This window comes from Nocardia sp. NRRL S-836, assembly GCF_001279525.1.
Lineage (GTDB): Bacteria > Actinomycetota > Actinomycetes > Mycobacteriales > Pseudonocardiaceae > Lentzea.
The window spans coordinates 1-24,413 of the sequence record NZ_LGDY01000143.1 but is presented as its reverse complement, the minus strand read 5'-3'; the positions used below and the strand labels follow the sequence as shown (position 1 = coordinate 24,413).

At 71.2% G+C, this 24,413-nt stretch carries 19 protein-coding genes and 1 pseudogene; 12 read left to right on the top strand and 8 right to left on the bottom strand.

The genetic code is table 11. The annotated features are described in order from the left end of the window. The first annotated feature begins 50 nt into the window (after window positions 1-50). The 6 genes from ADL03_RS39425 (at window position 51) to ADL03_RS39400 (ending at window position 9,135) form a co-directional block, all read left to right on the top strand. Window positions 51-2,999 carry a PQQ-dependent sugar dehydrogenase gene (locus tag ADL03_RS39425; RefSeq protein WP_053738757.1) on the top strand — a complete coding sequence of 983 codons (2,949 nt, stop codon included), beginning with the start codon at window positions 51-53 and terminating at the stop codon, window positions 2,997-2,999. Window positions 3,000-3,264: 265 nt separating this feature from the next. Then, entirely contained in the window at window positions 3,265-4,467 is a 1,203-nt protein-coding gene (locus ADL03_RS39420) for a glutamate-cysteine ligase family protein (protein WP_053738756.1), read from the top strand. Next, window positions 4,464-5,753 (top strand): ergothioneine biosynthesis protein EgtB, encoded by a 1,290-nt coding sequence (gene egtB / locus ADL03_RS39415; protein WP_053738755.1) that lies wholly within the window; start codon window positions 4,464-4,466, stop codon window positions 5,751-5,753. Before ADL03_RS39420 ends, egtB begins: the two co-directional genes overlap by 4 nt. Window positions 5,754-5,756: 3 nt before the next feature. Next, a complete protein-coding gene (gene egtC, locus ADL03_RS39410; RefSeq protein ID WP_053738754.1) occupies window positions 5,757-6,485 on the top strand; it encodes an ergothioneine biosynthesis protein EgtC in 729 nt (242 codons plus the stop codon). Then, window positions 6,482-7,453: an L-histidine N(alpha)-methyltransferase gene (gene egtD / locus ADL03_RS39405; RefSeq protein ID WP_053738753.1), complete on the top strand. Its 972-nt coding sequence runs from the start codon at window positions 6,482-6,484 to the stop codon at window positions 7,451-7,453. The genes egtC and egtD overlap by 4 nt, the downstream gene beginning before the upstream one ends. Window positions 7,454-7,533: 80 nt before the next feature. After that, the gene (locus ADL03_RS39400) at window positions 7,534-9,135 is read left to right on the top strand and encodes an alpha/beta hydrolase (protein WP_197289051.1); all 1,602 of its coding nucleotides are present in this window, start codon (window positions 7,534-7,536) and stop codon (window positions 9,133-9,135) included. Here ADL03_RS39400 and ADL03_RS39395 read toward each other — a convergent pair. Both ADL03_RS39395 and ADL03_RS39390 read right to left on the bottom strand, forming a co-directional pair. After that, a complete protein-coding gene (locus ADL03_RS39395) occupies window positions 9,083-10,246 on the bottom strand; it encodes a hypothetical protein (protein WP_053738752.1) in 1,164 nt (387 codons plus the stop codon). The genes ADL03_RS39400 and ADL03_RS39395 overlap by 53 nt on opposite strands. Beyond that, on the bottom strand, window positions 10,243-10,959 hold the full coding sequence (locus ADL03_RS39390) for a sulfite exporter TauE/SafE family protein (RefSeq protein ID WP_157529675.1): 717 nt from the start codon (window positions 10,957-10,959) through the stop codon (window positions 10,243-10,245). The genes ADL03_RS39395 and ADL03_RS39390 overlap by 4 nt, the downstream gene beginning before the upstream one ends. Window positions 10,960-11,114: 155 nt before the next feature. Here ADL03_RS39390 and ADL03_RS39385 point away from each other — a divergent pair, with 155 nt between their 5' ends. Further along, window positions 11,115-12,878, top strand: a complete 1,764-nt coding sequence (locus ADL03_RS39385; RefSeq protein ID WP_053738751.1) for a LamG-like jellyroll fold domain-containing protein — start codon at window positions 11,115-11,117, stop codon at window positions 12,876-12,878. On the opposite strand, the gene ADL03_RS39380 is transcribed toward ADL03_RS39385, so the two are convergent. After that, complete coding sequence (locus ADL03_RS39380; protein WP_053738750.1) at window positions 12,838-13,770, bottom strand: sigma-70 family RNA polymerase sigma factor; 933 nt, start codon at window positions 13,768-13,770, stop codon at window positions 12,838-12,840. The genes ADL03_RS39385 and ADL03_RS39380 overlap by 41 nt on opposite strands. Further along, window positions 13,767-14,729, bottom strand: coding sequence for a YafY family protein (locus tag ADL03_RS39375; protein ID WP_053738749.1), 963 nt, complete (start codon window positions 14,727-14,729; stop codon window positions 13,767-13,769). Before ADL03_RS39375 ends, ADL03_RS39380 begins: the two co-directional genes overlap by 4 nt. A 187-nt stretch (window positions 14,730-14,916) precedes the next feature. Between ADL03_RS39375 and ADL03_RS39370 the strand changes: the two genes are divergently transcribed. Next, window positions 14,917-15,108 carry a S1 RNA-binding domain-containing protein gene (locus tag ADL03_RS39370; RefSeq protein ID WP_053738748.1) on the top strand — a complete coding sequence of 64 codons (192 nt, stop codon included), beginning with the start codon at window positions 14,917-14,919 and terminating at the stop codon, window positions 15,106-15,108. A 68-nt stretch (window positions 15,109-15,176) separates the two neighbouring features. Here ADL03_RS39370 and ADL03_RS49030 read toward each other — a convergent pair whose 3' ends face one another. The 4 genes from ADL03_RS49030 to ADL03_RS39350 form a co-directional block, all read right to left on the bottom strand. Then, window positions 15,177-16,052: a hypothetical protein gene (locus ADL03_RS49030; protein ID WP_197289050.1), complete on the bottom strand. Its 876-nt coding sequence runs from the start codon at window positions 16,050-16,052 to the stop codon at window positions 15,177-15,179. Then, complete coding sequence (locus tag ADL03_RS39360) at window positions 16,034-16,495, bottom strand: hypothetical protein (protein ID WP_053738747.1); 462 nt, start codon at window positions 16,493-16,495, stop codon at window positions 16,034-16,036. The genes ADL03_RS49030 and ADL03_RS39360 overlap by 19 nt, the downstream gene beginning before the upstream one ends. Window positions 16,496-17,586: 1,091 nt before the next feature. Continuing rightward, window positions 17,587-18,063, bottom strand: coding sequence for a hypothetical protein (locus ADL03_RS39355; RefSeq protein WP_053738746.1), 477 nt, complete (start codon window positions 18,061-18,063; stop codon window positions 17,587-17,589). Further along, a complete protein-coding gene (locus tag ADL03_RS39350; protein WP_197289049.1) occupies window positions 18,063-19,496 on the bottom strand; it encodes a helix-turn-helix domain-containing protein in 1,434 nt (477 codons plus the stop codon). Before ADL03_RS39350 ends, ADL03_RS39355 begins: the two co-directional genes overlap by 1 nt. 379 nt (window positions 19,497-19,875) lie before the next feature. Here ADL03_RS39350 and ADL03_RS39345 point away from each other — a divergent pair, with 379 nt between their 5' ends. The 4 genes and pseudogenes from ADL03_RS39345 to uvrC form a co-directional block, all read left to right on the top strand. Then, on the top strand, window positions 19,876-20,370 hold the full coding sequence (locus tag ADL03_RS39345) for a hypothetical protein (RefSeq protein WP_053738744.1): 495 nt from the start codon (window positions 19,876-19,878) through the stop codon (window positions 20,368-20,370). Between the two features lie 120 nt (window positions 20,371-20,490). Beyond that, complete coding sequence (locus tag ADL03_RS39340; RefSeq protein ID WP_231642806.1) at window positions 20,491-20,778, top strand: Rieske (2Fe-2S) protein; 288 nt, start codon at window positions 20,491-20,493, stop codon at window positions 20,776-20,778. Between the two features lie 154 nt (window positions 20,779-20,932). Then, window positions 20,933-21,382, top strand: a complete 450-nt coding sequence (locus ADL03_RS50590; RefSeq protein ID WP_063798859.1) for a Rieske (2Fe-2S) protein — start codon at window positions 20,933-20,935, stop codon at window positions 21,380-21,382. Window positions 21,383-21,424: 42 nt separating this feature from the next. Beyond that, a pseudogene (uvrC, locus tag ADL03_RS39330) lies at window positions 21,425-23,494 on the top strand (excinuclease ABC subunit UvrC); the annotation flags it as partial. Between the last annotated feature and the right edge of the window lie 919 nt (window positions 23,495-24,413).

Genomic DNA, 24,413 nt, shown 5'->3' with positions numbered 1-24,413 from the left:
CGCCGCCGCGTGGAGTGAATCCCCCTACCCGTCTCGTGGGAGGCACAACAGTGGCACCGAGCAGAGGCCGGGCGTTGCGAGCGCTCGGCACGACAGCCGTCGCGGTCGCGACGACGGCCGCGGTGATGGTGGTACCGGACAGCGCGCTCGCCGCGCCGGCCAGGTACGAAGCGGAGAGCGCGAAGATCACGCAGGGCGTGGTGGAGTCCAACCACGCCGGGTTCTCCGGCACCGGTTTCGTCAACTTCGACAACGTCGCGGGGAGCTCGGTCGAGTTCGGCGTCATGGCGTCGAAGGCGGGCCAGGCGAAGCTGGTCTTCCGCTACGCCAACGGCACCGCCGACAACCGGCCCGTCGACGTGAGCGTCAACGGCGGTCTCGCGGTCGACGAGCGGGCCTTCACGGGCACCGGCGCGTGGACCACGTGGACGACGGTCGAGAACACGGTCAACCTCACCCCCGGTGTGAACACGATCCGGCTGACCGCCACGACCGCGGCGGGCGGCCCGAACCTGGACCACGTCGAGGTCGAGGAGATCGGCAGCGCTCCCGCCCTGGAGCAGGAGGCGGAGAACGCGACGATCTCCCAGGGCGTGGTGGAGTCCAACCACACCGGTTTCTCCGGCACGGGCTTCGTCAACTACGACAACGTCGTGGGCTCCTACGTCGAGTACACGGTCACCGCGGCGGCGGGCGGCGAGCACGACCTGACGTTCCGCTACGCCAACGGCACGACGACCGACCGCCCGGTCTCGGTGACCGTCGACGGCGCGAACGCGCAGACGCTGTCGTTCCCCGGCACCGGCGCGTGGACGACGTGGCAGACCCGCACCGCGCGGGTCACGCTGAAGGCGGGCCCGAACAAGGTCCGCGCGACCGCGACGACCGCGAACGGCGGCCCGAACGCCGACAGGCTGACCGCCGTGCCGCAGGGCCCGCCGGACACCGAGGCGCCGACCCCGCCGCGCGACCTGCGGTTCGTGTCCTCCACCCACGACTCCGTGTCGCTGCGGTGGGAGGCCGCCACGGACAACGTCGGCGTCGTGGGCTACGACATCTACCAGCACGGCCAGCTCGTCACGAGCGTCGGCAACGTCCTGCAGGGCACGGCCACCGGCCTGCGCGCGGACACCGAGTACGACTGGACCGTCTTCGCGAAGGACGCCGCCGGCAACGTCTCGCAGGCCTCGAACAACGTCGCGGGCCGCACCCAGCCCGCCCCGCCGGACGGCCAGGCCCCGACCACGCCCGGCAACCTGCGGTCCACCGGCGCCACCACGACCAGCGTGACCGTCGCCTGGACCGCCGCCACCGACAACGTGGGCGTCACCTCCTACGAGGTCCACGTCGACGGCACCCTGGAGCAGACCGCGGACGGCACCGCCACCTCGTCGACCATCGCGGGCCTGACCGCCGGCCAGGACTACCGGGTGAAGGTCCGCGCGAAGGACGCGGCCGGCAACCTCTCGCCGTTCTCGAACGAGATCTCCGTGCGCCCCGGCCAGGGCGGCGGCACCGGCGTGCCCAACCCCGGCACCGTCAAGCAGGTCGTCGGCGGTGTCGACGTCCCCTGGGGCACCGCGTTCCTCCCCGACGGCTCCGCACTGGTGACCGAACGCGAGACGTTCAACGTCCTGCGCGTGACCGAGGCGGGCGTGAAGACCGTCCTCGGCAAGGTTCCCGGCGCGGTCGGCACCGGCGGCGAGGGCGGCGCACTGGGCATCGAGGTCTCACCGACCTGGTCCACGGACCGCCTCATCTACGTCTACCACACCTACAGCGGCGGAAACCGCCTGGTCAGGGCCCAGTTCGACGGCACGCAGCTCTCGAACTGGACCACCCTGCTCGACGGCGTGCCGAAGAACCGCTACCACAACGGCGGCCGCCTGCGCTTCAGCCCCGACGGCCGCTACCTGTTCATCTCCACCGGCGACGCGCAGAACGGCACCAACGCCCAGAACCTGAACACGAACGCCGGCAAGATCCTGCGCATCCACCCGGACGGCTCCATCCCCGCCGACAACCCGTTCGCGGGCAAGGCGATCTGGAGCTATGGCCACCGCAACGTCCAAGGCCTCGACTTCGACTCGCAGGGCCGCCTGTGGGCCTCGGAGTTCGGCAACTCGCAGCAGGACGAGGTCAACCTGATCACCAAGGGCGGCAACTACGGCTGGGACGCCTGCGAGGGCACCACCGGCAGCTGCGCGGGCACGATCCCCCCGAAGAAGACCTGGTCGACCTCCCAGGCCTCGCCTTCCGGCCTGACGATCATCAACGACTACGTCTTCGTCGCCACGACCGTCGGCCAGCGCATCTACCGCATGCGCATCGACGCCAACGGCAACCTCGTCGACCAGCAGATCTACTTCCAGGGCAGCTACGGCCGCCTGCGCACGGTCGAGGTGGACCGCGAGGGCGACATCTGGCTGACCACCTCCACCGACAAGGACGGCACCACCGGCAACGACCGCGTCCTGCACATCGACATCGTCTACGAGGGCGGCACACCTCAGTTCGCCCTCACCTCCCCGGCCTTCGCCGACGACGCGATGATCCCGGCCAAGCACACCTGCGCCGGTGACGGCGTGGCCGGCCAGGACCCCTCGCCTCCGCTCGCATGGGGCGAGTCCACGGGCGCCAAGGCCTACGCGATCGTCTTCGCCGACCGCGCGAACAACGGCAACAAACTGCACTGGGCGATCTGGGACATCCCCGCCTCGACCCGCTCCCTGCCGGAAAACCTCGGCGCCGGTTTCACCGTCCCCGGCCAGGGCGGCGCGAAGCAGAAGGCAATGGGTTCCGGCGCGAACTCCCAGAAGTACTTCGGCCCGTGCCCCGGCGGCTCGACCAACCCGTACACGTTCACCCTGTACGCGCTGAACACCACCTCGGTCCCCGGCATCACCTCGTCGTCGACGATGGCGCAGATCGAAACGGCCATCAAGAACGCCTCGACGGCGAACACCGTGCTACGAGGCCGTTCGAACGCGCGCACCTGACCGGCCTGCTGCTGCGGCGTCCGCGGGTACCACCGACTCCCCGGTCGGTGGTACCCGCGGACGCCCGGTCCACCACGAGCAGTGGTGACGGCGTGAACGTGAACGAACCAGGCACAACGTGACATCGCTCGCCAAACTCCCTGCGCGCACGCGTGATTTCAGCCAAGGTCCTTGATCCGCAGGGATTTGACCGCCTTCGTGAGCGTGCGAGCCGCATTCCCCGCGTGTAGCGTCGAACGGGCTATCCGATCACGGGGAGTGTGTAGTGACGACTGCGCTGCGTGACCAACCGGCGCCGGTCAGGTTCGCTGACCGCGCCGAGGCCGAGGCCTATGTCGCCTCGGTCTGTTTCAAGCACGGGCCTCCGAGGTTGTTCGGCGTGGAGCTGGAGTTCACCGTCCACCACGCCGAAGATCCCGCTCAGCCCCTGGATCAGCGAAGGCTGGCGGCGGCACTCGGAGTGCACGCGCCACCGACACTCGTTCCGGACAGCCCGCAGAGGCCGCTTTCCAGCGGCACGCCGCTGACCGTCGAACCGGGTGGGCAGGTCGAGATTTCCACTCCTCCCTGCACCTCCCTCCCGAACCTCTTCACCACCGTCGAAGCGGACATCAGTCAGCTCACCGCGTTGCTCGCGGACCAGGGTCTCGTGCTCGGTGACCGGGGTGCCGACGCGCACCGGACACCCAGCCGGATGTTGCGGGTCCCGCGCTATGCCGCGATGGAGCACGAGTTCGGCCGGTTGGGCCATGACGGCATCTCCATGATGTGCAGCACCGCGGGGTTGCAGGTGTGCCTCGACTTCGGCGAGGAGCAGCACCTCGCGGCCAGGTGGGCTGCCGTGCACCGGCTCGGGCCGGTGATGGTCGCGTTGTTCGCGAACTCGCCGGGGCTGGGCGGGAGCCGGCAGGACTGGGCGTCCGCGCGGATGCGGACGTTGTACGGCACGGATCCCGTGCGCACCAGACCGAGTGCTGTGTGCGCCGATCCGGCTCAGGCCTATGCACGGCGCGTCGTCGACACGCCCGTCATCGCCGTTCGCGGATCCGGTCCTGACTGGATCCCGAAGAAGAAGGTGACGTTCGCGGAGTGGGTGGACGGGGCGCTCGACCGGAGCCCCACGAGCGACGACCTGGACTACCACCTGTCGCTGATGTTCCCGCCGGTGCGGCCGCGCGGCTACATCGAGATCAGGTACCTGGACACGCCGCCGCCGGGCGGCTGGATCGCGCCGAGTGCGCTGCTCGTCGCGCTGTTCAGTGACCAGTCCGTTGTGGACGGTGTGCTGGCGGTGACGGAACGGGCGGCCGGGCGGTGGCTCGTCGCCGCGCGGTACGGGATGGCGGACGAACGCATCGCCAGGGCGGCCAAGGACGTCGTGGCGCTCGGCATCGGCGCGTTGCACCGCACCGGTCTCTCCGAAGACCAGATCAGCGCAATCAGCCAGGAGCTTGAGGGGAAGCTGTGACTGAACGACTCCGCGAGCACGTGGCGGAGGAACTGTTGCGTTCGCGCGCGCGTTCCACCGCACTGACCGACGCCGTCGACGAGCACGACCTCGTCCGGCAGCACTCGAAACTCATGTCGCCGCTGGTCTGGGACCTGGCGCACATCGGCAACCAGGAGGAGCTCTGGCTCGTCCGCGACGTCGGCGGCAAGGAGCCGGTGCGCAGCGACATCGACGAGTACTACGACGCGTTCAAGTACGGGCGCAGCGTCCGCACGGAGCTGCCGCTGCTCAACCCGGCCGAGGCCCGCCAGTACGTCGGGGACGTGCGCGGCAAGGTGTTCGACGTGCTGGAGCAGGTCCCGCTGGAGGGCCGCAGGCTCGTCGAGAACGGCTTCGCGTTCGGCATGATCGTGCAGCACGAGCAGCAGCACGACGAGACGATGCTCGCCACGCACCAGCTGCGGATCGGTGAGCCGGTGCTGCACGCACCGCCGCCGCCGCGGGGAAACCTCGTGGCCGCAACGGAGGCGTTCGTCCCGGGCGGGCCGTTCGAGATGGGCACCTCGGACGAACCGTGGGCGCTGGACAACGAACGCCCGGCGCACAGCGTGCACGTCGACCCGTTCTTCATCGACACCACCCCGGTCACCAACGGCGAGTACGCCGAGTTCGTCCTGGCCGGCGGCTACGACGACCGTCGCCTGTGGACGGACGAGGGCTGGCTGCACCGCACCCGCGGGAAGCTGACCGCGCCGCGGTTCTGGCACCGCGAGGGCACGAGCTTCAGCCGCACCGCGTTCGGCGTCACCGAGCCGATCGTGCCGGACGAACCCGTTGTGCACGTGTGCTTCCACGAGGCGCAGGCCTACGCGACGTGGGTCGGCAAGCGGCTGCCGACCGAGGCCGAGTGGGAGAAGGCCGCGCGCCACGACCCCGCCACGGGCACGAGCCGCAGGTACCCGTGGGGCGACGCGGAACCGGCGGAGGAGCACGCCAACCTCGGCCAGCGCCACCTGCGCCCGGCACCGGTCGGCGCCTACCCGGCGGGGGCGTCGGCCTACGGCGTGCACCAGCTGATGGGTGACGTCTGGGAGTGGACCTCGACCGACTTCCACGGCTACCCCGGCTTCGAGGTGTTCCCGTACCCGGAGTACTCGGAGGTCTTCTTCGGGCCCGACTACAAGGTGCTGCGCGGCGGCTCGTTCGGCACCGACAAATCGGCTGTCCGCGCGACGTTCCGCAACTGGGACTACCCGATCAGGAGGCAGATCTTCGCGGGCTTCCGCTGCGCCAGGGACGCCTAGGAGATGTGCCGCCACCTGGCTTACCTGGGCCCCGCCGTGCCCTTGTCCGCCCTGCTCCACGACGCACCGCACTCGCTGGAGCACCAGTCGTACGCGCCGGGCGACATGCGCGGCGGGGGATCGGTCAACGTCGACGGCTACGGCGTCGGCTGGTTCCCCGGCCCGGTCCGCTACCGCAGGGCCGGCACGTTGTGGAGCGACGCGAACCTGCGTTCGCTCGGCACGACCGAGGCCACCGCGGTCCTGGCCGCGGTCCGCAACGCCACCACCGGCATGCCGGTGGCCGATGCCGCGTGCGCGCCGTTCACCGACGGCACGTGGCTGTTCAGCCACAACGGACGGGTCGTGGACTGGCCGCACAGCGTGGCGGACCTCGCGAAGACGCTGCCGGTGACCGATCTGCTCACCCTCGACGCGCCCACCGACTCGGCGTTGCTGTGGGCGCTGGTCGCACGGGCTTTGGCGGCCGGGAAGAACCCGGCCGGCGCACTTGTTGAGCTCAGCGACGAGGTCGAGGCCGTGGCCCCGGGGTCACGCCTCAACTTCCTGATGACAAACGGTTCGGTCATCGTCGGTACCACGTGGACCCACTCGCTGTGGGTCCGCCACCACGACGACGAGAGCGTCACTCTCGCCTCCGAACCGCTCGACGGCGACCCGGCGTGGCGGGAGATCCCCGACCACCACGTCGTCGTCGCCGATCCATCCACTGTGGAGGTTCGACCCGCATGACCGAGCCAGTGCTGGACGTTCACCTCAAGCCGGAGGACGCGGCGCACGCGCTGCGCGCCGACGTGCGCGCCGGGCTGACCGCGGACCCGAAGTGGGTGTCGCCGAAGTGGTTCTACGACGCGGCCGGCAGCGCGTTGTTCGAGGACATCACCCGGCTGCCCGAGTACTACCCGACCAGGGCCGAGCGCGAGGTGCTCGCGCAGCGGGCCGGTGAGATCGCGGCGACCACCGGCGCGCACTCGCTGGTGGAGCTGGGTTCCGGCTCGTCGGAGAAGACGCGGCTGCTGCTCAGCGCCCTGCGCGACCACGGCACGCTGCGGGAGTTCGTGCCGCAGGACGTGTCGGTGTCCGCGCTGACCGAGGCCGCGCACGCGATCATGGCCGACTACCCCGGGCTGAAGGTCCACGGCGTGGTCGGCGACTTCACCCAGCACCTGAGCCTGCTGCCGGGTGAGTCACCGCGCGTGCTCGCGTTCCTGGGCGGCACGATCGGCAACCTCATCCCGGAGGAGCGGGAGAAGTTCCTGCGCGCCGTGCACGACGTGCTGCAGCCGGGGGAGTGGCTGCTGCTCGGAACGGACCTGGTGAAGGACCGCGAGACGCTGGTGCGCGCCTACGACGACGCGCAGGGCGTGACGGCCGAGTTCAACCGCAACGTGCTGAACGTCCTCAACCGCGAGGTCGGCGGTGACTTCGACGTCGACGCGTTCGAGCACGTGGCGTTGTGGAACGCCGAGCAGGAGTGGATCGAGATGCGCCTGCGGGCCAGGCGCGCCATGACGGTCACCCTCGCCGGCCTCGGTCTCACCGTGGAGTTCGCGCAGGGCGAGGAGCTGCGCACCGAGGTGTCGGCGAAGTTCCGCGAGGACGGGGTGCGCCGGGAGCTGGAGGACGCCGGGTTCGTCCTGCACCGCTGGTGGACCGATTCGGAGGGCAGGTTCGCCGTCTCGTTGGCCCAGGCGATTTAGGGCCACAACCCTCCGATAGGCGGGTACAAACGGTGCGCCCGCAGTGATGGGGTGCACCGGTGACGTCTTCTCCCGCATCAGTGCGTGTCTCGCGCGCGGCGCTGGCCTCCGCGCTCGTGCTCGGCACCATCGTTTCCGGCCTGGGCGCGGGGACCGCCTCCGCCCAGGCCGAAGCCGCAGCAGTCAGACCCGCCGCCTGGGGGCCGTGCGCGGCGGACGTGCTCGCTTCGATCCCGGCTGCCGAGCGCACCAGGGTCAGCTGTGCCGTCCAGGAGGTGCCCGTCGACCACTCGCGTCCGCGCGGTGACACGACGGGCATCATCATGATGAAGCGGCCGGCGACCGACCCGGCCAAGAAGATCGGTTCGCTGTTCATCAACCCCGGTGGCCCCGGTGGCGCCGGCCTGATCTACGGCGCGTTCGGCGCGAGCTTCTTCACGCCGGAGGTCCTCGAGAAGTTCGACCTCATCGGCTTCGACCCGCGCGGTGTCGGCCGCAGCGCCCCGCTGCGCTGCTTCCGCACCCAGGAGGAGGCCGACGCGGTCAACGACGGCTGGTACGCCCTGCCGATCACCAAGGAGGAGATCGCCAGCTCGATCCGCCAGTCCAAGGTCTACACCGACTACTGCAAGATCAACGCCGGTCCGCTGCTCAACCACATGTCGACCGAGGCCGTCGCCCGCGACCTCGACGTGCTGCGCGAGGCCGTCGGCGACAGGCAGCTGACCTACGTCGGCTTCTCCTACGGCACGCTGCTCGGCGCGACCTACGCGAACATCTTCCCGCAGAAGTCGCGTGCCCTCGTGCTCGACGGCAACGTCGACCCGCAGCTGCGCCTGACCAACGGCGCCGAGTACGACCGCCAGCGCGCCAAGGGCTTCGAGATCGCGCTCGACGCGTTCCTCAAGCGCTGCGACGTCGAAGGCGCCGCCAAGTGCGCGTTCGCCGGTGACGCGCGCAAGAAGTTCGACGCGCTCCGCGAGACCCTGCGCAAGGGCCCGACGACGCTGCCGGACGGCACGCAGGTGACGCTGACCGACGTCGTCGGCCGCACCTCCAGCAACCTGTACAACCCGGCCACGTTCAAGGCGCTCGCCGCGTGGCTGCAGTCGATCCACGCGGCGCAGCACCCGGCCGCGGCGACGGCCGCCGAGCAGCCGCTCGCCGTTCAGTCCGTTGTGGACGTTCCGGTGCAGAACAACAACGGCGGCCTCGCCGACGTGCGCGTCCTGCCGGAGACCCCGTACACGAGCGACGACTCGTACTACGCGGTCAACTGCATCGACAAGCCGTTCGCCAAGACGACCCGCAACTGGGCGAGCACGGCCAGCAGGTGGGAGAAGGAGTCGCCCACGTTCGGCCGCTACCAGGCCGCCTCGGACGCGCTGACCTGCCCGACGTGGCCGACGCGCAACCCGGACCGCTGGATCGGCCCGTGGAACCGCAAGACCAAGAACCCCGTCGTCGTGGTCGGCAACTACTACGACCCGGCCACGCAGTACGAGTTCGCCCGCCGCATGGCGCGCGAGCTCGGCAACGCGCGGCTGATCAGCGTCGACGCGTTCGGTCACTGCATCCTGGGTGACTCGGCGGGTGCCGACGCGGCGGTGACCAGGTACCTGGTCGACCTCACCGCGCCGGTGAACGGGTCGGTGTACCACCCCAACGTGCAGCCCTTCTGAGCACGGGCGCTGCCAGCAACACCCCCGCGGTGAACAACGGCGTCAGCGGGGCCACCGCCAGAGCGACCACGGCGATGGCCCCGTTGAGGCCGTTCTTGCTCAGATAGGCCCAGATGCCCAGCGCGAGGCCGACCGCGATCGCGACGATCGTGACGACCAGCGTCCACGGGCCGTGCCGGTCGGCCAGCGCGAGCGCCAGCACCCCGATGCCCGCGAGGTAGAACGGGTCCCTGCGCGGCCCGAGCGCCGCGGCGGCCGCGGCGAACATCGTGATGGCCGCGTTCTCCGGCATCGCCCAGAGCACGGCACCGAACGCCACGCCCGCGACGGCGACCCGCCAGCTGCGCCGCCGCAGCGCCCACACGAGCACGGCGGCCACGACGAACCACACCGGTGTGAAGGACCACCAGGTGTCCCAGTAGGCGTGGTCGCGGCCGAGGGCCCCGATGTCGGCGTAGCTGCCGATCGTGACCTGGGCTGTGCGTTCCTCGGCGCTGTACCAGCCGGGCGCGGTTCCGCACACGGCTCCTGGCGCGGCGCACGCGTCGATGAGGAACCTCGGGGTGAGCGTCACCGTGTGCGCGGCCAGCGCGCCGAACCCGGCGAGCAGGAGTGCGACCCACGCCGGTCTGGGTGCCACCGCGACCAGCAGCACGGCGACGCCGAACGCGATCCAGACGACGCCCGGCAGTGCCGTGATGACCGTGCCACCGGGGATGACGCCGAGGAAGGCCAGCCCGGCCGCGGCCGCGAGGACCACGATGCCGCCGGACCAGAGCGGCCTGCGCGGGGCCGCGGCGAGCGCGGCGGCGGTGAAGAGCAGCAGCGTCGGGACGAACACGCGGTCGGTGCAGAGCACGAGCCCGCCGAACACGACCGCGGCGGCACCCATCCGCCAGCTCTTGTGCCGGACCGCCCACGCCACGAGCCCGGCGGCGATCACCAGCCGCGGCGAGGCCAGGTCGGGGGCCAGCCCGCCGGAGGTCGCGCCGATCCAGTCCGGTCCGAGGGGCTGCACCGTGATCGTCGCGAGCCCGGCGAGGACGAACGTGACCCACGCGGGCCGGGTGAAGTACAGGAAGACCGCCGTCGCGGCCGCAAACCAGATCACGACAGCACGCTCCGCACGATCAGCACCACCGAGCTCAGCCCGGCGACGACCAGCATCGGCGCGCGGATCCCGCCCGCGTCGACCCGCTTGCGCAGCGGCCCGGACAGCAGGAACCCGGCGACGAGGAACGGGATCAGGGCCACGCCCGCCCACAGCTGGTGCGCGCTGACCTGCCCGGCGCCGCTCAGCGCGATGATGGAGGCACCGGAGCCGAGCACGAAGAACGCCGCCAGCGTCGCCCTGACCTGCGGGCCCGCCTGGTTCTGGTAGAGCAGCGCCACCATCGGGCCGCCCACCGACGTCGCCGTGCCGAACGACCCGCTCGCGAACCCGGCGGTGACCAGCGATCCCGGTCTCGGCACCGGCCGCCAGGTGCTGATCGACAGCAGCACGCACGCCAGCACCGACCCGCCGACCACCAGTCCGAACCCCTTCGGGTCGAGTGCGTCGACGACCAGCACGCCCACCACCGTGCCCGGCAGCCGGCCGAGCATCGCCCAGCCCACCCCGCGCCAGTCGACGTGGCCGAACTCCCGTGCGAGCGCCATCGACGCGTGCGCGGCGGCGACCATCAGCACCGGCACCGGTAACAACGCCGGGTCGAGCAACGCGATCAGCGGCACCGCCACGAGCGCCAGCCCGAACCCGATCAACCCCTGCAGCAGCCCACCCAGCGCGACGACCACCCCGGCGACCACGATCCCCCAGCCCATGGTCCGCGATGCTATCCACACACGCGGGGCCTTCCCGTACGACAGGAGCATGCGAAAGCTCCCCGCGTCGCTTCTGCGACGCGGAAATCGGCGTGCTGGGCAGGGTTCGCCCGGCGTTCGCCTGGCGTTGGGGAAGCACACCTACAGTCCGCGCCATGACCTCGTCCCGCCGCACGTTCCTGATCGGCACCGGCGCGTCCGCCGCCGCTGCCGCCCTGGTCACACCCGGTTCCGCGGTCGCGGACAACGTTGTCGGCGGGCGGCCCGACCCGGAGGCCCGCCGGTTCACGCTCGCGGTGATCCCGGACACCCAGTACCTGTTCGACGCCGACCGCGGCGACTCCGCGCCGTTGAAGGCCACGCTGCAGTACCTGCTCGACCACCAGCGGTCCGAGAACATCGTCTTCACCAGCCACCTCGGCGACCTCGTCGAGAACGCGCGGAAGAGCGAGATCGACGACATCAGCGAGCGGTTCGAGGTGCTCGACCGGCGGCGGGTCGGCTACAGCGTGCTCGCGGGCAACCACGACGTGCCCGACTCGCGCGTGGACGACCAGCGCGGCCGCACGCCGTACCTGGACCGGTTCGGGCCGCAGCGGTTCCGGCACTCGCCGACGTTCCGCGGTGCCAGCGCCGACGGCTACAACACCTGCCACGTGTTCCGCGCGGCCGGGAAGGACTGGCTGGTGCTGGCGCTGGACTGGCGCATGTCCGCCCGGGGCTTCGAGTGGGCGCGGTCGGTGCTGAAGCAGCACCCGAAGCTGCCGGTGATCCTCACCACGCACGAGCTGGCCCAGGACGGCGGTGACGGCACCGCGGTGATGTCCGGCTACGGCCGCAGGCTCTGGGACGAGCTGATCAAGGACAACGACCAGGTCTTCCTCACGCTGAACGGCCACTTCTGGCCGCCGGCCCGCGCGACGATGCGGAACACCGCGGGCAACGACGTGCACGTGCACATCACGAACTACCAGGACCGCTACTACGGCGGCGGCGCGATGATCCGGCTCTACCACTTCGACCTGGACCGCAACACCATCGACGTGCGCACGCTGTCGCCGTGGCTGCTCGGCAAGAGGGCGCTGAACCCGTTGGAGCGCAGGGAGATCGAGCTGACCGGCCCGGCCGACCGGTTCAGCGTGCCGATCGACTTCGAGCAGCGCTTCGCCCGGTTCGACCCGCCGGTGCTGCCCGCGCCGCAGCCGGCCCGCGACGTCCTGGTGCGCGGCACGGTCGCGTACTGGCGGCTCGGCGAAGGCCTGGAGGACCTGTCCGGCAACGGGAACGACCTGCGGCAGACCGGTCTGCTGACCGCCTCCGACGACCACCACCGGTTCGCGCCGTCGCACCGCTCGTTGTTCTTCGACAAGAACGGCTACCTGTCCACGGTGGACTCGGCGCCGATCAACCGGCAGACGTTCGAGCGCGGCTACACCGTCGAGCTGTTCCTCAAGCTGCCCGCGGGTTTCGACCACCCGTGGTGCGGGCTGTTCACCAAGCTCTCACCCGGTTCGGCCGCGGGCAAGACCGGTGACGACCCCGGCGAGCCGATCGCCACGCTGAACGTCGCCGGCGGCGGCCAGCTGCAGTGGGCGGTGTTCCCGCGCAACCAGCCCGGCACCTCCACGAACTGGGGCCACGAGATGGACTACGAGACGTGGTGGCACATCGCTGTGGTCAACGACGGCGTGCACACCACCCTGTACGTCGACGGCTCACCCCTGCTGCGCAATCCCTCGACGCCCGCGCGCGGCATCTCGGCCATCGGTGACCCGTGGCTCGTCGGCGCCTACGCCTACAACGGGGTCGTCGAGAAGTCGTTGCACGGCTGGCTCGGCGACCTGCGGGTCGTGAACCGGCCGCTGGACCGCTCGGAGCTCATGCGGTCGAAGGCAGCCCGAACCGCGGGAACAGACTGAGGTCGAAGAACGACGAGACGCGCGTGATCCGGCCGTTCACCACCGTGAGCACCTGGAGGTTGAACGGCCGTGGCACGCCGTCCTCGTCTTCGAGGTACAGCCCGTAGGCGGGCTGGCCGTTCGCCTCCACCGCGATCATGCGCGCCCTGTCCGGGACGGCGGGGCATTGGTTCGTGAGGTGCCACGCGACCATGTCCGGCCCCCGGTACCACTGCGGGTACGGCGGCATCTCCCAGACGACGTCCTCGCTGAACATCGCGACGATCGCCGGGACGTCCTTGGCCACGAACGCCCTCACCCAGCGGTCGAGCAGCTCCTTCGCGTCCTCCGGCTCGGTGACCTGGTCCTCGCTGAGGTCCTTGAGCTGCGCGTGGGCGCGTTGCAGCGCGCTGTTGACGGCCGCGACGGTCATGTCCAGCTCGTCGGCGGTCTCCGCGGCCGTGAGCCGGAGGACGTCGCGCAGGACCAGCACCGCGCGTTGCCGGGGCGGCAGGTGCTGCAGCGCCGCGACGAACGCGAGCCGCGTGCGCTCCCGTTCCGCCACGATCACCGCCGGGTCGGTCGGGAACGGCTCCAGCCACGGCACCTCGTGGTCCTCGGTGAGCGGGTCCTCCCGCGTCGCGCTCTGCCCGGAGAGCCCGGCCGGCAACGGCCTGCGGCTGCGTCCGTCGAGCGCGGTGAGGCACGTGTTCGTGGCGATCCGGTACAGCCAGGTGCGCACCGACGACCGGCCCTCGAACCGCCCGTACGCCTTCCACGCCCGCAGGTAGGTCTCCTGCAGCACGTCCTCGGCGTCGTGCAGCGAGCCGAGCATCCGGTAGCAGTGCGCGAGCAGCTCGCGGCGGAACGGGTCCGCCGCGGTGGCGAAGTCGGTGGCGACGTCGACGGTCACCCCTGCACTCTAATCGCGTTGCGCATGCGGTCCACGAGCGTCGCGAGGTGCGCCCTGAGCTCCGGCGGTTCGTGCACCTCGAACTCGAAGCCCAGGTACAGCAGGTAGAACACCATCCGGTCGAGCGACTCGGCGCCCGTGCGCACCAGGCACGTGTCGTCGTCGACCGCTTCGACCGACACCGACGTGGGGGAGGAGCGTTCGGCGACCGCCCGCGCGGGTGCGTGGACCGTCAGCACGGCCTGGTAGGTGTAGACGCTCGACGCCACCTGGCGGGAGACGAACTCGCCGAGCTCCTGCGCCGGTGGCTCGCGCGGCGTGAACCTGGCGGCGGGCGTGGGCTCGGTCGTGATCCGGTCGACGCGGAACGTCCGCCAGTCCTGTTTGGACACGTCCCACGCGACCAGGTACCACCGGCGGCCGGTGTGCACGAGCCCCTGCGGTTCGACGAGCCGCCGCGCGGGCTCGCCCCGGCTCGCGGCATAGGTGAACCGGAGCTGCTGGTGGTCGCGGCACGCGGCCGCGATGACCGTGAGCGTCTCCGCGCCGACCGTCGGGCCGACCACCACCAGCGGTGTGGTGTGCGCCTGCAGCGCCTGGACCCTGCGGCGCAACCGGCTCGGCAGGACCTGCTCCAGCTTGGTGAGCGCGCGCACCGACGTCTCCTCGATGCCCGCGACCGTGCCGTTCGCCGCGGTCCGCAACCCGACCGCCACGGCCACCGCCTCGTCGTCGTCCAGCAGCAGCGGCGGCAGCTCGGCACCGGCCCCGAGCCGGTACCCGCCGGTGGCCCCCGGCAGCGACGTGACCGGATAACCGAGGCTGCGCAGCTTGTCCACGTCCCGCCGGATCGTGCGCACGTCCACGCTGAGCCGCCCGGCGAGCTCCGGGCCCGTCCAGTCCCGCCGCACCTGCAGCAGCGAGAGCAGTTTCAGCAGCCGCGCGGACGTCTCCAGCATGGGACGGAGTCTAAGTTCCATTGCGGACAACGGCCCGGGGTGGCTAAGGTTCGCGGTATGACTGCCGGGTCGGCCTTGTGCCGTGAGCGGAACGGTTGCCCGGCCCTGACTTGATCAGGGCCCCTCCAGCCCCGCGCGTTCTCCGATTTCTCCGGGGATCAGCGCAGGGGGGAGGAGGTGATGCGCAATGCTTCCCAACGTTGGTGATGTCTTCTCCGGGAAGGTCGTCTCGACCGTCCCGTTCGGCTCGTTCGTCGAGCACCCCGCCGGGGCACACGGACTCCTGCACGGCCGGCAGGCCGAGGTCGGTTCCTCCGTGCAGGTGAAGGTGCTCGCGGTGGACGACGTGCAGCAGCGGTTCAGCCTCGAACTGGCCTGAGCTGACGGCGTGACCGTGTGACCGTTTCACCGTTTCACTGGACAGAGGCGCCCTGTCCGGTGATCCGGTCACGCCTTGCGGTACTCCGCGCACTCGACGACCAGACGTTCGTGCAAGGTCCTGCGGTGCCCCTGTTCCCGGGGCGCCGGACCGAGCGCGTCCGCGGGGCTGTCGACGCCGTGCAACAGCCGGTACAGCACCACATCCGTTGCCGTATAAAGCCAATCGTCCGCCCGTCCCGGTGGCGCGGCGGGCCCCAGCACGTTCTCGAACCAGGCGGGGAACAGCAGATCGCGCGCGACCGCGTCCTCGATGCGTGCGCGGATCTGCCTGCGCGCCTGCGCCACCGCCTCGTTGCCTTGCGTCTTGGCCGAGGCGTCTTTGGCGTGCGCGTCGTCGTCCGGCGCCTGCGGCCGCTGCCCGAGCCTGGTGAACGCCTGCCAGCTCGCGTACTTCCTGCGCCACAACGACTCCGCGTTCGCCGGCAGGTTCGTGAGCCCTTCGGCGGCGTCGATCGCTTCGGCGAGCCTGGCGTCGTACCTGGCGATCACCTCGCGCGTCTGCTGCGCCTCCTGCGGCGTGGAAGCCTTGCGCGCGTAAGCTTCCTGGCCCGCGAGGATCGTGGCGATGAGCGACTCGCCGATCTCCGGCCAGTCGTCGAAGTCGGCCTTCTGCGTCTCCCCGGCACGCACCTTGCGGTTGAGCGCCACCAGCAGCCGCTCCAGCCGGTGCACGCTCTCCGCGAGCTCGGTGACCCGCTCGTTGGTCTTGGTGAGCCTGCGGTTGGCGTCGCGCACCTGGTTCGTGGCGCTGAGCTGTTGTTGCGCCCCAGTGGTTTCCACGTCGTCGAGCCGCGCGGTGAGGACGTTGAGGTCCTTCTTGAGCCGCTCGACCTTGTCGTCGACCGCCTTGACCGGGTCGATGTTCACCGCAGCGTCCTCCACGCCCACCACGCACCACCCGCACCCGCGGCCAGCGCAGCCCAGCCACTGACCAGCGGGGTGAGCAGAACGGCGACAAGGGTGGCGGTGACGGCGACCGTACGCGCACGCGGCTCCCACAACCTGCTGCCGGCGGGGTCGACCAGAACCGCGGCGGCCACCGCCATCGCGAGCACGACGGACACCAGCGACCACGGGTCGAACCAGCCGATCACGACAACCAGCGCGGCGACGGCCGTGACGGCGGCGATGGTCCGGTTCGGGACGGTCAGCCGCGCCGCCTCCACGTCCCGGCGGGCCTGCACGACGGCGTTGACCTCCCGGTCGGTGTCGGCGAGGAGAGCGGGGAAGTCGGGGCTGCCGGGGTGGGTCGCCTGGAGCGTGCGCAGGGCTGTTCGCAGGGAGTGCTGGCGGTCGGCCAAGCGGGCGAACGGATCGGCTGCCATGTCCCGGAAGCGTGATCAACGAGGGTGGGTGTGGGTAGGGCTGCGGGCCGAGTTGGTCCGGTTGCCGACGAACTTCCCTCAAGTGGCGTAACGCCACTCCGCTCGGTCCGCTCGGCGCGGCTCGCTCGGTCCGCTCCGCTCCGCATGGCGCGGCGCAGTGCGGCTCGCTTCGCGCGGCTCGCTTCGCGCGGCTCGCTTCGCGCGGCTCGCTTCGCGCGGCTCGCTTCGCGCGGCTCGCTTCGCGCGGCTCGCTTCGCGCGGCTCGCTTCGCGCGGCTCGCTTCGCGCGGCTCGCTTCGCGCGGCTCGCTTCGCGCGGCTCGCTTCGCGCGGCTCGCTCGGCGCGGCTTGCTTCGCATGGTTCGGTCGGCTCGGCTCGCTCCGCACGGTGGCCCGCCCCGTGGGCCGTTGTTGGTGAGCCAGCTGCCGTTGTGCCCGCTGCCGGTATGCCCGCCGTCGCCGGCTGGTCGCCGTTGCGCCCACCGCCGTCGAGCCCGCCAAAACTGTCGTACCTGCCAAGTAGGTTGGGTCGCGGGGGACCCGGCACCACAGGGGACCCCTGCGCGAGCCTGCACTCACGGCGCCCGGCGGGTCTGCCGCCGTCGAACGGACTTGACCAGGCCGCCGTTGAGCCCGCCAAACTGTCGTACCCGCTGAGTACGTTGGATCGCGGGGGACCCGACACCGCAGGGGACCCTTGCGCGAGCCCGCGCTCACGAACTCCGGCACCCTTGCCGCCGTTGAGCCCGCCAAACTGTCGTACCTGCCAAGTAGGTTGAATCGCGGGGGACCCAGCACCGCAGGGGACCCTTGCGCGAGCCCGCGCTCACGAACCCCGGCACCCTTGCCGCCGTTGAACCCGGCGCCGTCGAAGCCCGCCGCTGCGGAGCCGGAGCCCGCCGACTTGAACCCGCCGCTGGCGAAGCCCGCCGACTTGAACCCGCCGCCGCGGAGCCCGCCGCCGTCGAGCCCTCCGCCGTTCACCTCGCCGCTGTCGAGCCCTCCGCCGAGCGCACCGAAACCGTCGTACCTCCCGAGTAAGTTGGGCAGCGGGGGACCCACCACCAAGGGGGACCCCCGCGCAAGCCCGCCCTCACGACTTCCGCCGCGCCTCCACAGGCCAGACGACCTCGATCGGCACCCCGGATGCCCGCGCCTGCTCCACCACGTCCGCCGTCCCGCCCTTGCCCTGCGCGGGCACCCCGTCCCACACCGCCACGAGCAGCTCGACGGAGGCGAGCATCCTTTCGTTGGCGGCCACGTAGGCCAGGCGCCCGGACGTCATGTGCGGGAGCACGCTGACGACGGTCGCGGCCGCGCGCAGCTCGTCGTACTCGGCGACCTGGTGCGGTTTGAGGCGGTCGCGGTAGTCGAGGGCGGGCAGCACGACCTCCACCTGCCCGCCCAGGTCCAGCACGGCGCGTGCGAACACCTGGTCGGCGCCCGGCGCGAGGCACGTGACGCCGACCAGGGGGCGGCCTAAGCCTTCCAGCACCGAGGCCAGCGCCGCCCGGACGGCCGGGACGCACTCGGGGACCAGGTTGCTGTGCCCGGTGATGCCGACTCGCATCAGGCTGTCCGTATCGCCCTGATCGCGTCGCGGGTGTCCTGCACGGCGGGGATGTGGCGGTGCCGTGCCGCCTCCTTCGCGAAGTCCTCCAGTTTGCGCAGCACCCGGCCCGAGGAGAGCTTCGCCGCCGTCGGCAGGACCTCGTTGATCAACCCGCACGCCGCCTCCGGGTCTCCCGCGACCATCTTGGTGCGCGCCAGTCCGATTACGTCGAAGGCGCGGTTGCGCACCTTCGAGGGGTCCCTCAGTTCCAATGCGCGCCGGATGTGCTGTTCGGCGTACACGGCCTGAGCGGGGTCGTGCATCGCGAGGTCGCGGCAGCGGGCGCCGATGACGCCCTCCAGCTCGGCCTCGTCGAAGCTGTGCAGGTACCCCGGCTCGTGGCCGGAGTCGCGCTGCGCGAACGTGTCCTGCGCCATGCCGACGGCCTGGTGGAACTCGCGGACCTTGCCCATTTGGGCGTAGGCCCAGGCCTCCCGCGTGAGCAGCAGGGCCTTCAGCGTCGGCGTGCCGGTGCGGCGGGTGCCGTACTGGCCGAGCTGGACGAGCTCCAGGCCGTCCTCCGGGCGGCCCAGGTCGAACATCTGCCGGGCCATCGCCGCCAGGCACAACGCGGCGAAACCGTCGTTGTGGCCGGCCTTGGCCATGCGGACGGCGAGCACGTAGTAGCGCTGGGCGGCGTTGTGCAGCCCCGCGTCGAACGACATGCTCGCGGCCACCTTCGACAGCTCCGCGCCGATGAAGAACGCGCGTTCCGTCGTGGGACCCGCGGGGGCGCGCTGGAGGCGTTCGGCCAGTTCGTCGAGCTGACCGAGGACGGCCTTGCGGGCCAGCCCGTAGCCGCCCCGGCCGCCCCAGCCGCGCAGGCCGTCCGCGACGCGTTGCAACGCGGCCAGCTCCTCCTCGCTGATCGCCGAGTGCGACGACCACCGCGACAGGTTCTGCAGCGGGTGCAGCCAGCGCTGCAACGGCTCGACCAGTGCGGACCCCACCGTCACCGCGGCCGCTCCCGTGAGCGCCGCTCGTCTGCTGATCGCCAAGTCGCTCCTCGCCGTCTCCTCGACCGAACGGGCAATGCTCGTCGCCTCCCACGGGGCGGCGAGCACATCCGGCGGGCCCGTTTCGGGTGAGCCCACCTGAGCTGGGATGACGACCCGGTCGAACCACAGCCGCTCGCCCGGCACGCCGAGCACGAGCGCGAAGTGGCGCAGGCGGTCGAGGCGGTCGATCGGGTTCTCACCCGACTCGTACCGCGAGAGCTGCGCCTGGCTGATGCCGAGCCACGCCGCCATGCGGTCCTGGGACACCCGGCTGAGGTGGTGCGGGTGGTGGCGGTACGCGGAGATCAGCGCACCCATGTCGCGGTCGGTGCAGGCGGCCGCGACCGCGGGGTGGTCCCAGAAGTCGTCGGGGACCACGGGCGGGCCGTGCACGCCGGAACGAGCGTTGCGGCGGCACCGGTGACACAACCGGTCGGTGTTGTCTGCGGCGATGAACGCCCCACACGGGCAAGCGCGCCTGGACCTGGGTCTTGCGGCATCCATCGGCATCGCCCCCGTCACTGAGCGATTCCCAAGTGTACGGAGACGTGATCGTCAGTCCATCCATCTCATGCATAAGACGTAATGAATTGGCGTGTCGCGCTCCAGGTACCCCCGCCTGGCGGATGAGCTTCATACGTCCGCTGCATGAGGCCCATGCACGGGGCGAGTGGTGTTGACGCGAACTGCGACGCACGCTGCACATCGTCGGGTCGCGGGCCGATCCCCGTGACCCAGTGCCTGACCCACCCATAGGGGAGGACGACCGCCGATGAGCCTCACGACCGCGGAAACCGGCACGGGCAGTGCCGGGGTCCCACAGAACAGGGCACACGACCGGATGATCGGGGAGGCCGTGGCCGGCTACCGGTTGCTCGGCTGGCAGGTGCAGGTCACCGAACAGGGCGTGTTCCTGCCACTCGGGCCCGCCACCACCGCCTTGGCCATGCCGGCGCGCATCGGGTCGCGCGTGCTGGCCGACCTCAAGTCGCGCATGCTCGCGGGTCCGGTCACCGTCATCCCCGGCCCGCGCGAGCACTGGATCTTCCTGGCCGAGCTGGTCGCGTTGCTCCCGACGCACCTCAAGGCCCCGACCGAGGTGCAGTTCGTGCGCTCGCCGCACCGGATCGCGCTGCCACCCACGATGACCAGGTACGGATCGCTGCGGTGGGCCAACCCGCCGTCGCACTCGCGGCACTGGTTCCCGCCGTTCACCGCCGTGCTCGCCCTGGCCCGGACGGCGGTCGCGGAGGACCAGCGCCGATAATCGGCGTCCGTGGACCGTCGTTCAGTGTTGTTGTGCGGGCTCGTCGTGGCTTTGGGTGCGTGTGGCGAGCCTGCGCCTCGCAAGACGGGCGGTGTCGGAACCGCCCGATCGGGTGACCGCGTGACCGCGGCCGCCTCCGTGCCGCAGGGCGGCGGCGTGCTGGTGGACATGCCCGGCAACGCCCAGCTCCTCGTCGTGCAGCCTCGATCAGGTGAATTTCGCGCGTTCAACCCCTCGTGCCCGCACGTGGGCTCCCTCGTGAACCCACCGGCCGGTGGGGTCGTGACCTGCCCGCTGCACGGGAGTGCCTTCGACCCGGAGACGGGCGCGGTCCGCAAAGGACCTGCGACCTCCGGGCTGACCGAGGTCCCCATCGCGGTGTCTGGCGATGACCTGGTGCTCGCCTGAGACCTGTGGAATTGCTGTGCATCCGGCTCCGGCCTGAACTCCTGCGGACCGGTCCGCGTAATGCTGTGGTGTGACCCCGAACACCCACCACCACGGAGGATCGGTCGTGAACACCGAAGGCCCAGTCAGCAGGCGGGCTGCATTGTGCGGAATCGTGGTTGCCCTCGCCGTGCCCAGCGGGCTCGTGGCCTGCGGTTCGTCCGGTTCCACGGGCTCTGGTCCCACGGGTTCCGGTTCCACGCCGGCGCAGGGCGGCCCCACGGGCTCCACCGGTTCCACCGGCTCCAGCGGATCGGCGGGGACGACCGGTGCCGCGCTGGTCGCGCTGGCGGACGTGCCGGAGGGCGGCGGCGCCGTCGTGGACGGCCCCGGTGGCAAGAAGATCGTCGTCGCCCGCGTGTCGGCCACCGAGGTGAAGGCGTTCGACGCGACGTGCCCCCACCAGGGGACGACGGTCGCGGAACCGTCCGGTGGCACCATCACGTGCCCGTCGCACGGCAGCCAGTTCGGTGCCGCGGACGGCAAGGTGAGGAAGGGGCCGGCGACGTCCGGGCTGCGGGCCGTCAACGTGCGCGTCGACGGTGACCAGGTGGTCCTGGCCTGACCCTTTCCGTTTTTGTCAGACCCCGTCGTTAGGCTGGGTCACGTGGCAGATCCTTCGACGTACCGCCCCTCTCCGGGCTCGATCCCCGAGGCTCCCGGCGTCTACAAGTTCCGAGACGCCGGTGGCCGGGTCGTGTACGTCGGCAAGGCGAAGAGCTTGCGCAGCAGGCTGAACTCGTACTTCGCGGACCTGTCCGGGCTGCACCCGCGCACGCGCCAGATGGTCACCACGGCGGCCTCCGTCGAGTGGACCGTCGTGACCACCGAGGTCGAGGCGCTGCAGCTGGAGTACAACTGGATCAAGGAGTTCGACCCGCGGTTCAACGTCCGGTACCGCGACGACAAGTCCTACCCGGTGCTGGCCGTCACACTGTTCGAGGACTACCCGCGCCTGCACGTGTACCGCGGCCCCCGCAAGAAGGGCGTGCGCTACTTCGGGCCGTTCGCGCACGCGTGGGCGATCCGCGAGACCCTGGACCTGCTGCTGCGCGTGTTCCCCGCGCGTACGTGCTCGGCCGGCGTTTTCAAGCGCCACAGCCAGATCGGCCGCCCCTGCCTGCTCGGGTACATCGACAAGTGCTCGGCGCCGTGCGTGGGCAAGGTCTCCGCCGACGAGCACCGCGACATCGTCGAGGACTTCTGCGACTTCCTGGCCGGCAAGACCGACCACATGGTCCGCCGTCTCGAACGCGAGATGCTGCAGGCCTCCGAGGAGCTGGAGTTCGAACGCGCGGCCCGGCTGCGCGACGACCTGGGCGCACTGCGCCGCGCCATGGAGAAGCAGGCGGTGGTGCTCGGCGACGGCACGGACGCCGACGTGATGGCGTTCGCCCAGGACGAGCTCGAGGTCTCGGTCCAGGTCTTCCACGTGCGCGGCGGCCGGGTCCGCGGCCAGCGCGGGTGGGTGCTGGACAAGGTGGAGGCCGTCGACGACGCCGGGCTGGTCGACCAGTTCATCATGCAGTTCTACGGCGACAACACCGAAAGCACCCCGCGCGAGGTCCTCGTCCCGGTGCTGCCCGACGACGCCGCCGCCCTGGAGGACCTGCTCTCCGAACAGCGCGGCTCACGGGTAGCTCTGCGCGTGCCCCAGCGCGGCGACAAGCGCGCACTGCTGGAAACCGTGGCGCGCAACGCTTCCGAGGCCTTCGCCCAGCACAAGCTCCGCCGCGCCGGCGACCTGACCGCGCGCTCGGCGGCGTTGCAGGAACTGCAGGAGGCCCTGGCGCTGGACACCGCGCCGCTGCGCATCGAGTGCATCGACATCAGCCACGTCCAGGGCACCGACGTGGTGGCGTCCCTGGTGGTGTTCGAGGACGGCCTGGCCCGCAAGTCCGAGTACCGCCGCTTCGCCATCCGCGAGGCCGCCACCGAGGGCGACGTCGCCTCCATCGCGGAGGTCGTCCGCCGCCGCTTCCAGGCCATGCTCCGCGAGACCGCCAACGGCGGCCCCAACCCCGGCATCGACCCGGACACCGGCAAACCCCGCAAGTTCGCCTACCCGCCCAACCTCCTGGTCGTCGACGGCGCCGCCCCCCAAGCCGCCGCAGCCGCCGACGTCCTCGCCGAGCTCGGCATCAACGACGTGGCCATCGTCGGCCTCGCCAAGCGCCTGGAGGAGGTCTGGGTCCCCGGCGAACCCGACCCGGTCATCCTCCCGCGCACCAGCGACGCCCTCTACCTCCTGCAACGCGTCCGCGACGAGGCCCACCGCTTCGCCATCGCCTACCACCGCCAAAAACGCTCCAAGCGCATGATCGCCTCCGAGCTCGACAACGTCCCCGGCCTCGGCGAAACCCGCAAAGCCGCCCTCCTGCGGCACTTCGGCTCCGTCCGCAAACTCAAACAGGCCACAGTGGACGACATCAGCGCCGTCCCCGGCTTCGGCCGCCGCACCGCCGAAGCCGTGGCCGCCGCCCTCTCCGGCGCCGCTCCCGCCTCCGCCTCCGCGGCCGTTCTGGCTTCCGCCGCTGTGGCCGTCCCGGTTTCCAGCGCTGTCCCGGCTTCTGACGCAGCCCCCAGCCCTGGCGCTGGCCCCGTTGCAAGCGCTGGTGCCAGCACCGCGACCGCCGCAGGCTCAACCACCACGGCCGCCGCAACCACCGCCGCTGGGTCAGCCACCGTCACTGGCACAGGTGCAACCGCCATCGCCGACGCCGACGCGGCCACTGCCGCCGGCGCCACCGCTGACGCCAGCACCGCAAACGGCGTCGCGCCCGACGCCAACGACGCCGCGGACGCCAGCACCGTCGAGACCGGCGCCACCACGGACGCCAGCACCGCTACGGACGCCAGCACCGCTACGGACGTGAACGCCGCCACGGACGTCAACGTCGGTGCGGATGCCAGCGCCGCCACGGACGCCAACGCCGCTGCGGATGCCAGCGCCGCTACGGACGCCAACGGCGCTACGGACCTCAACGCCGCTGCGGATGCCAGCGCCGCCACGGACGCCAACGGCGCCGAGTCCGGCACCGCGACCAAGGCCGTCCGCACGGTCGCCGGCGCAACCACCGCCGCTGGGCCAACCACCCCAGCCCCGGTGACCGACGGAAGGCCGTCCTCGTGACCCCTTCCTCCACCTCGCCACCCCGCCGCGCGCTGGCATGCTTCCCAGTCCTGCGCTTACTCCCGCCCACGGCGTTCCAGGCGAGCTACCCGACCACGGGGTGACCGCCCGTGCCTAACGCTCGCCGCCGCGCTTTCGACCCAACCGCCGTGCTGCCCTGCCCACAACCCAGGTCAACCTCGGCCGCTCACCCGCTGTCTCGCTCGGTGCCGCCCAGGTCAGTTCGCTGCTTCGGTCCGGCCCGCCCACTCGTCTCCCCGCGCGGTGCCCCCGGACTGTCCGCTGGCTGCGCTCCCTGCATCCGCCCTGCCTGCTCCCTCCGCTCCCTGCCCGTCTCGCTCTCAACCCCCACCGGCTCCCTGCCCTCGACCCAGCCCGCTGCTCTCCACCCCAGCCCACCCGCTGGCCTCCACCCCAGCTCGTTTCGCTCCCAGCCCCCCCAGCCCCACCAGCCCCACCAGCC

Excerpts from the sequence above, each read along its gene's own strand:
- ADL03_RS39375 (WP_053738749.1), bottom strand. The coding sequence starts at position 14,729 with ATGCTGGAGACGTCCGCGCGGCTGCTGAAACTGCTCTCGCTGCTGCAG.
- ADL03_RS39390 (WP_157529675.1), bottom strand. The coding sequence starts at position 10,959 with ATGGGCTGGGGGATCGTGGTCGCCGGGGTGGTCGTCGCGCTGGGTGGG.
- ADL03_RS39370 (WP_053738748.1), top strand. The coding sequence starts at position 14,917 with ATGCTTCCCAACGTTGGTGATGTCTTCTCCGGGAAGGTCGTCTCGACC.
- ADL03_RS39385 (WP_053738751.1), top strand. The coding sequence starts at position 11,115 with ATGACCTCGTCCCGCCGCACGTTCCTGATCGGCACCGGCGCGTCCGCC.
- egtC (WP_053738754.1), top strand. The coding sequence starts at position 5,757 with ATGTGCCGCCACCTGGCTTACCTGGGCCCCGCCGTGCCCTTGTCCGCC.
- egtD (WP_053738753.1), top strand. The coding sequence starts at position 6,482 with ATGACCGAGCCAGTGCTGGACGTTCACCTCAAGCCGGAGGACGCGGCG.
- ADL03_RS39355 (WP_053738746.1), bottom strand. The coding sequence starts at position 18,063 with ATGCGAGTCGGCATCACCGGGCACAGCAACCTGGTCCCCGAGTGCGTC.
- ADL03_RS39360 (WP_053738747.1), bottom strand. The coding sequence starts at position 16,495 with ATGGCAGCCGATCCGTTCGCCCGCTTGGCCGACCGCCAGCACTCCCTG.
- ADL03_RS39345 (WP_053738744.1), top strand. The coding sequence starts at position 19,876 with ATGAGCCTCACGACCGCGGAAACCGGCACGGGCAGTGCCGGGGTCCCA.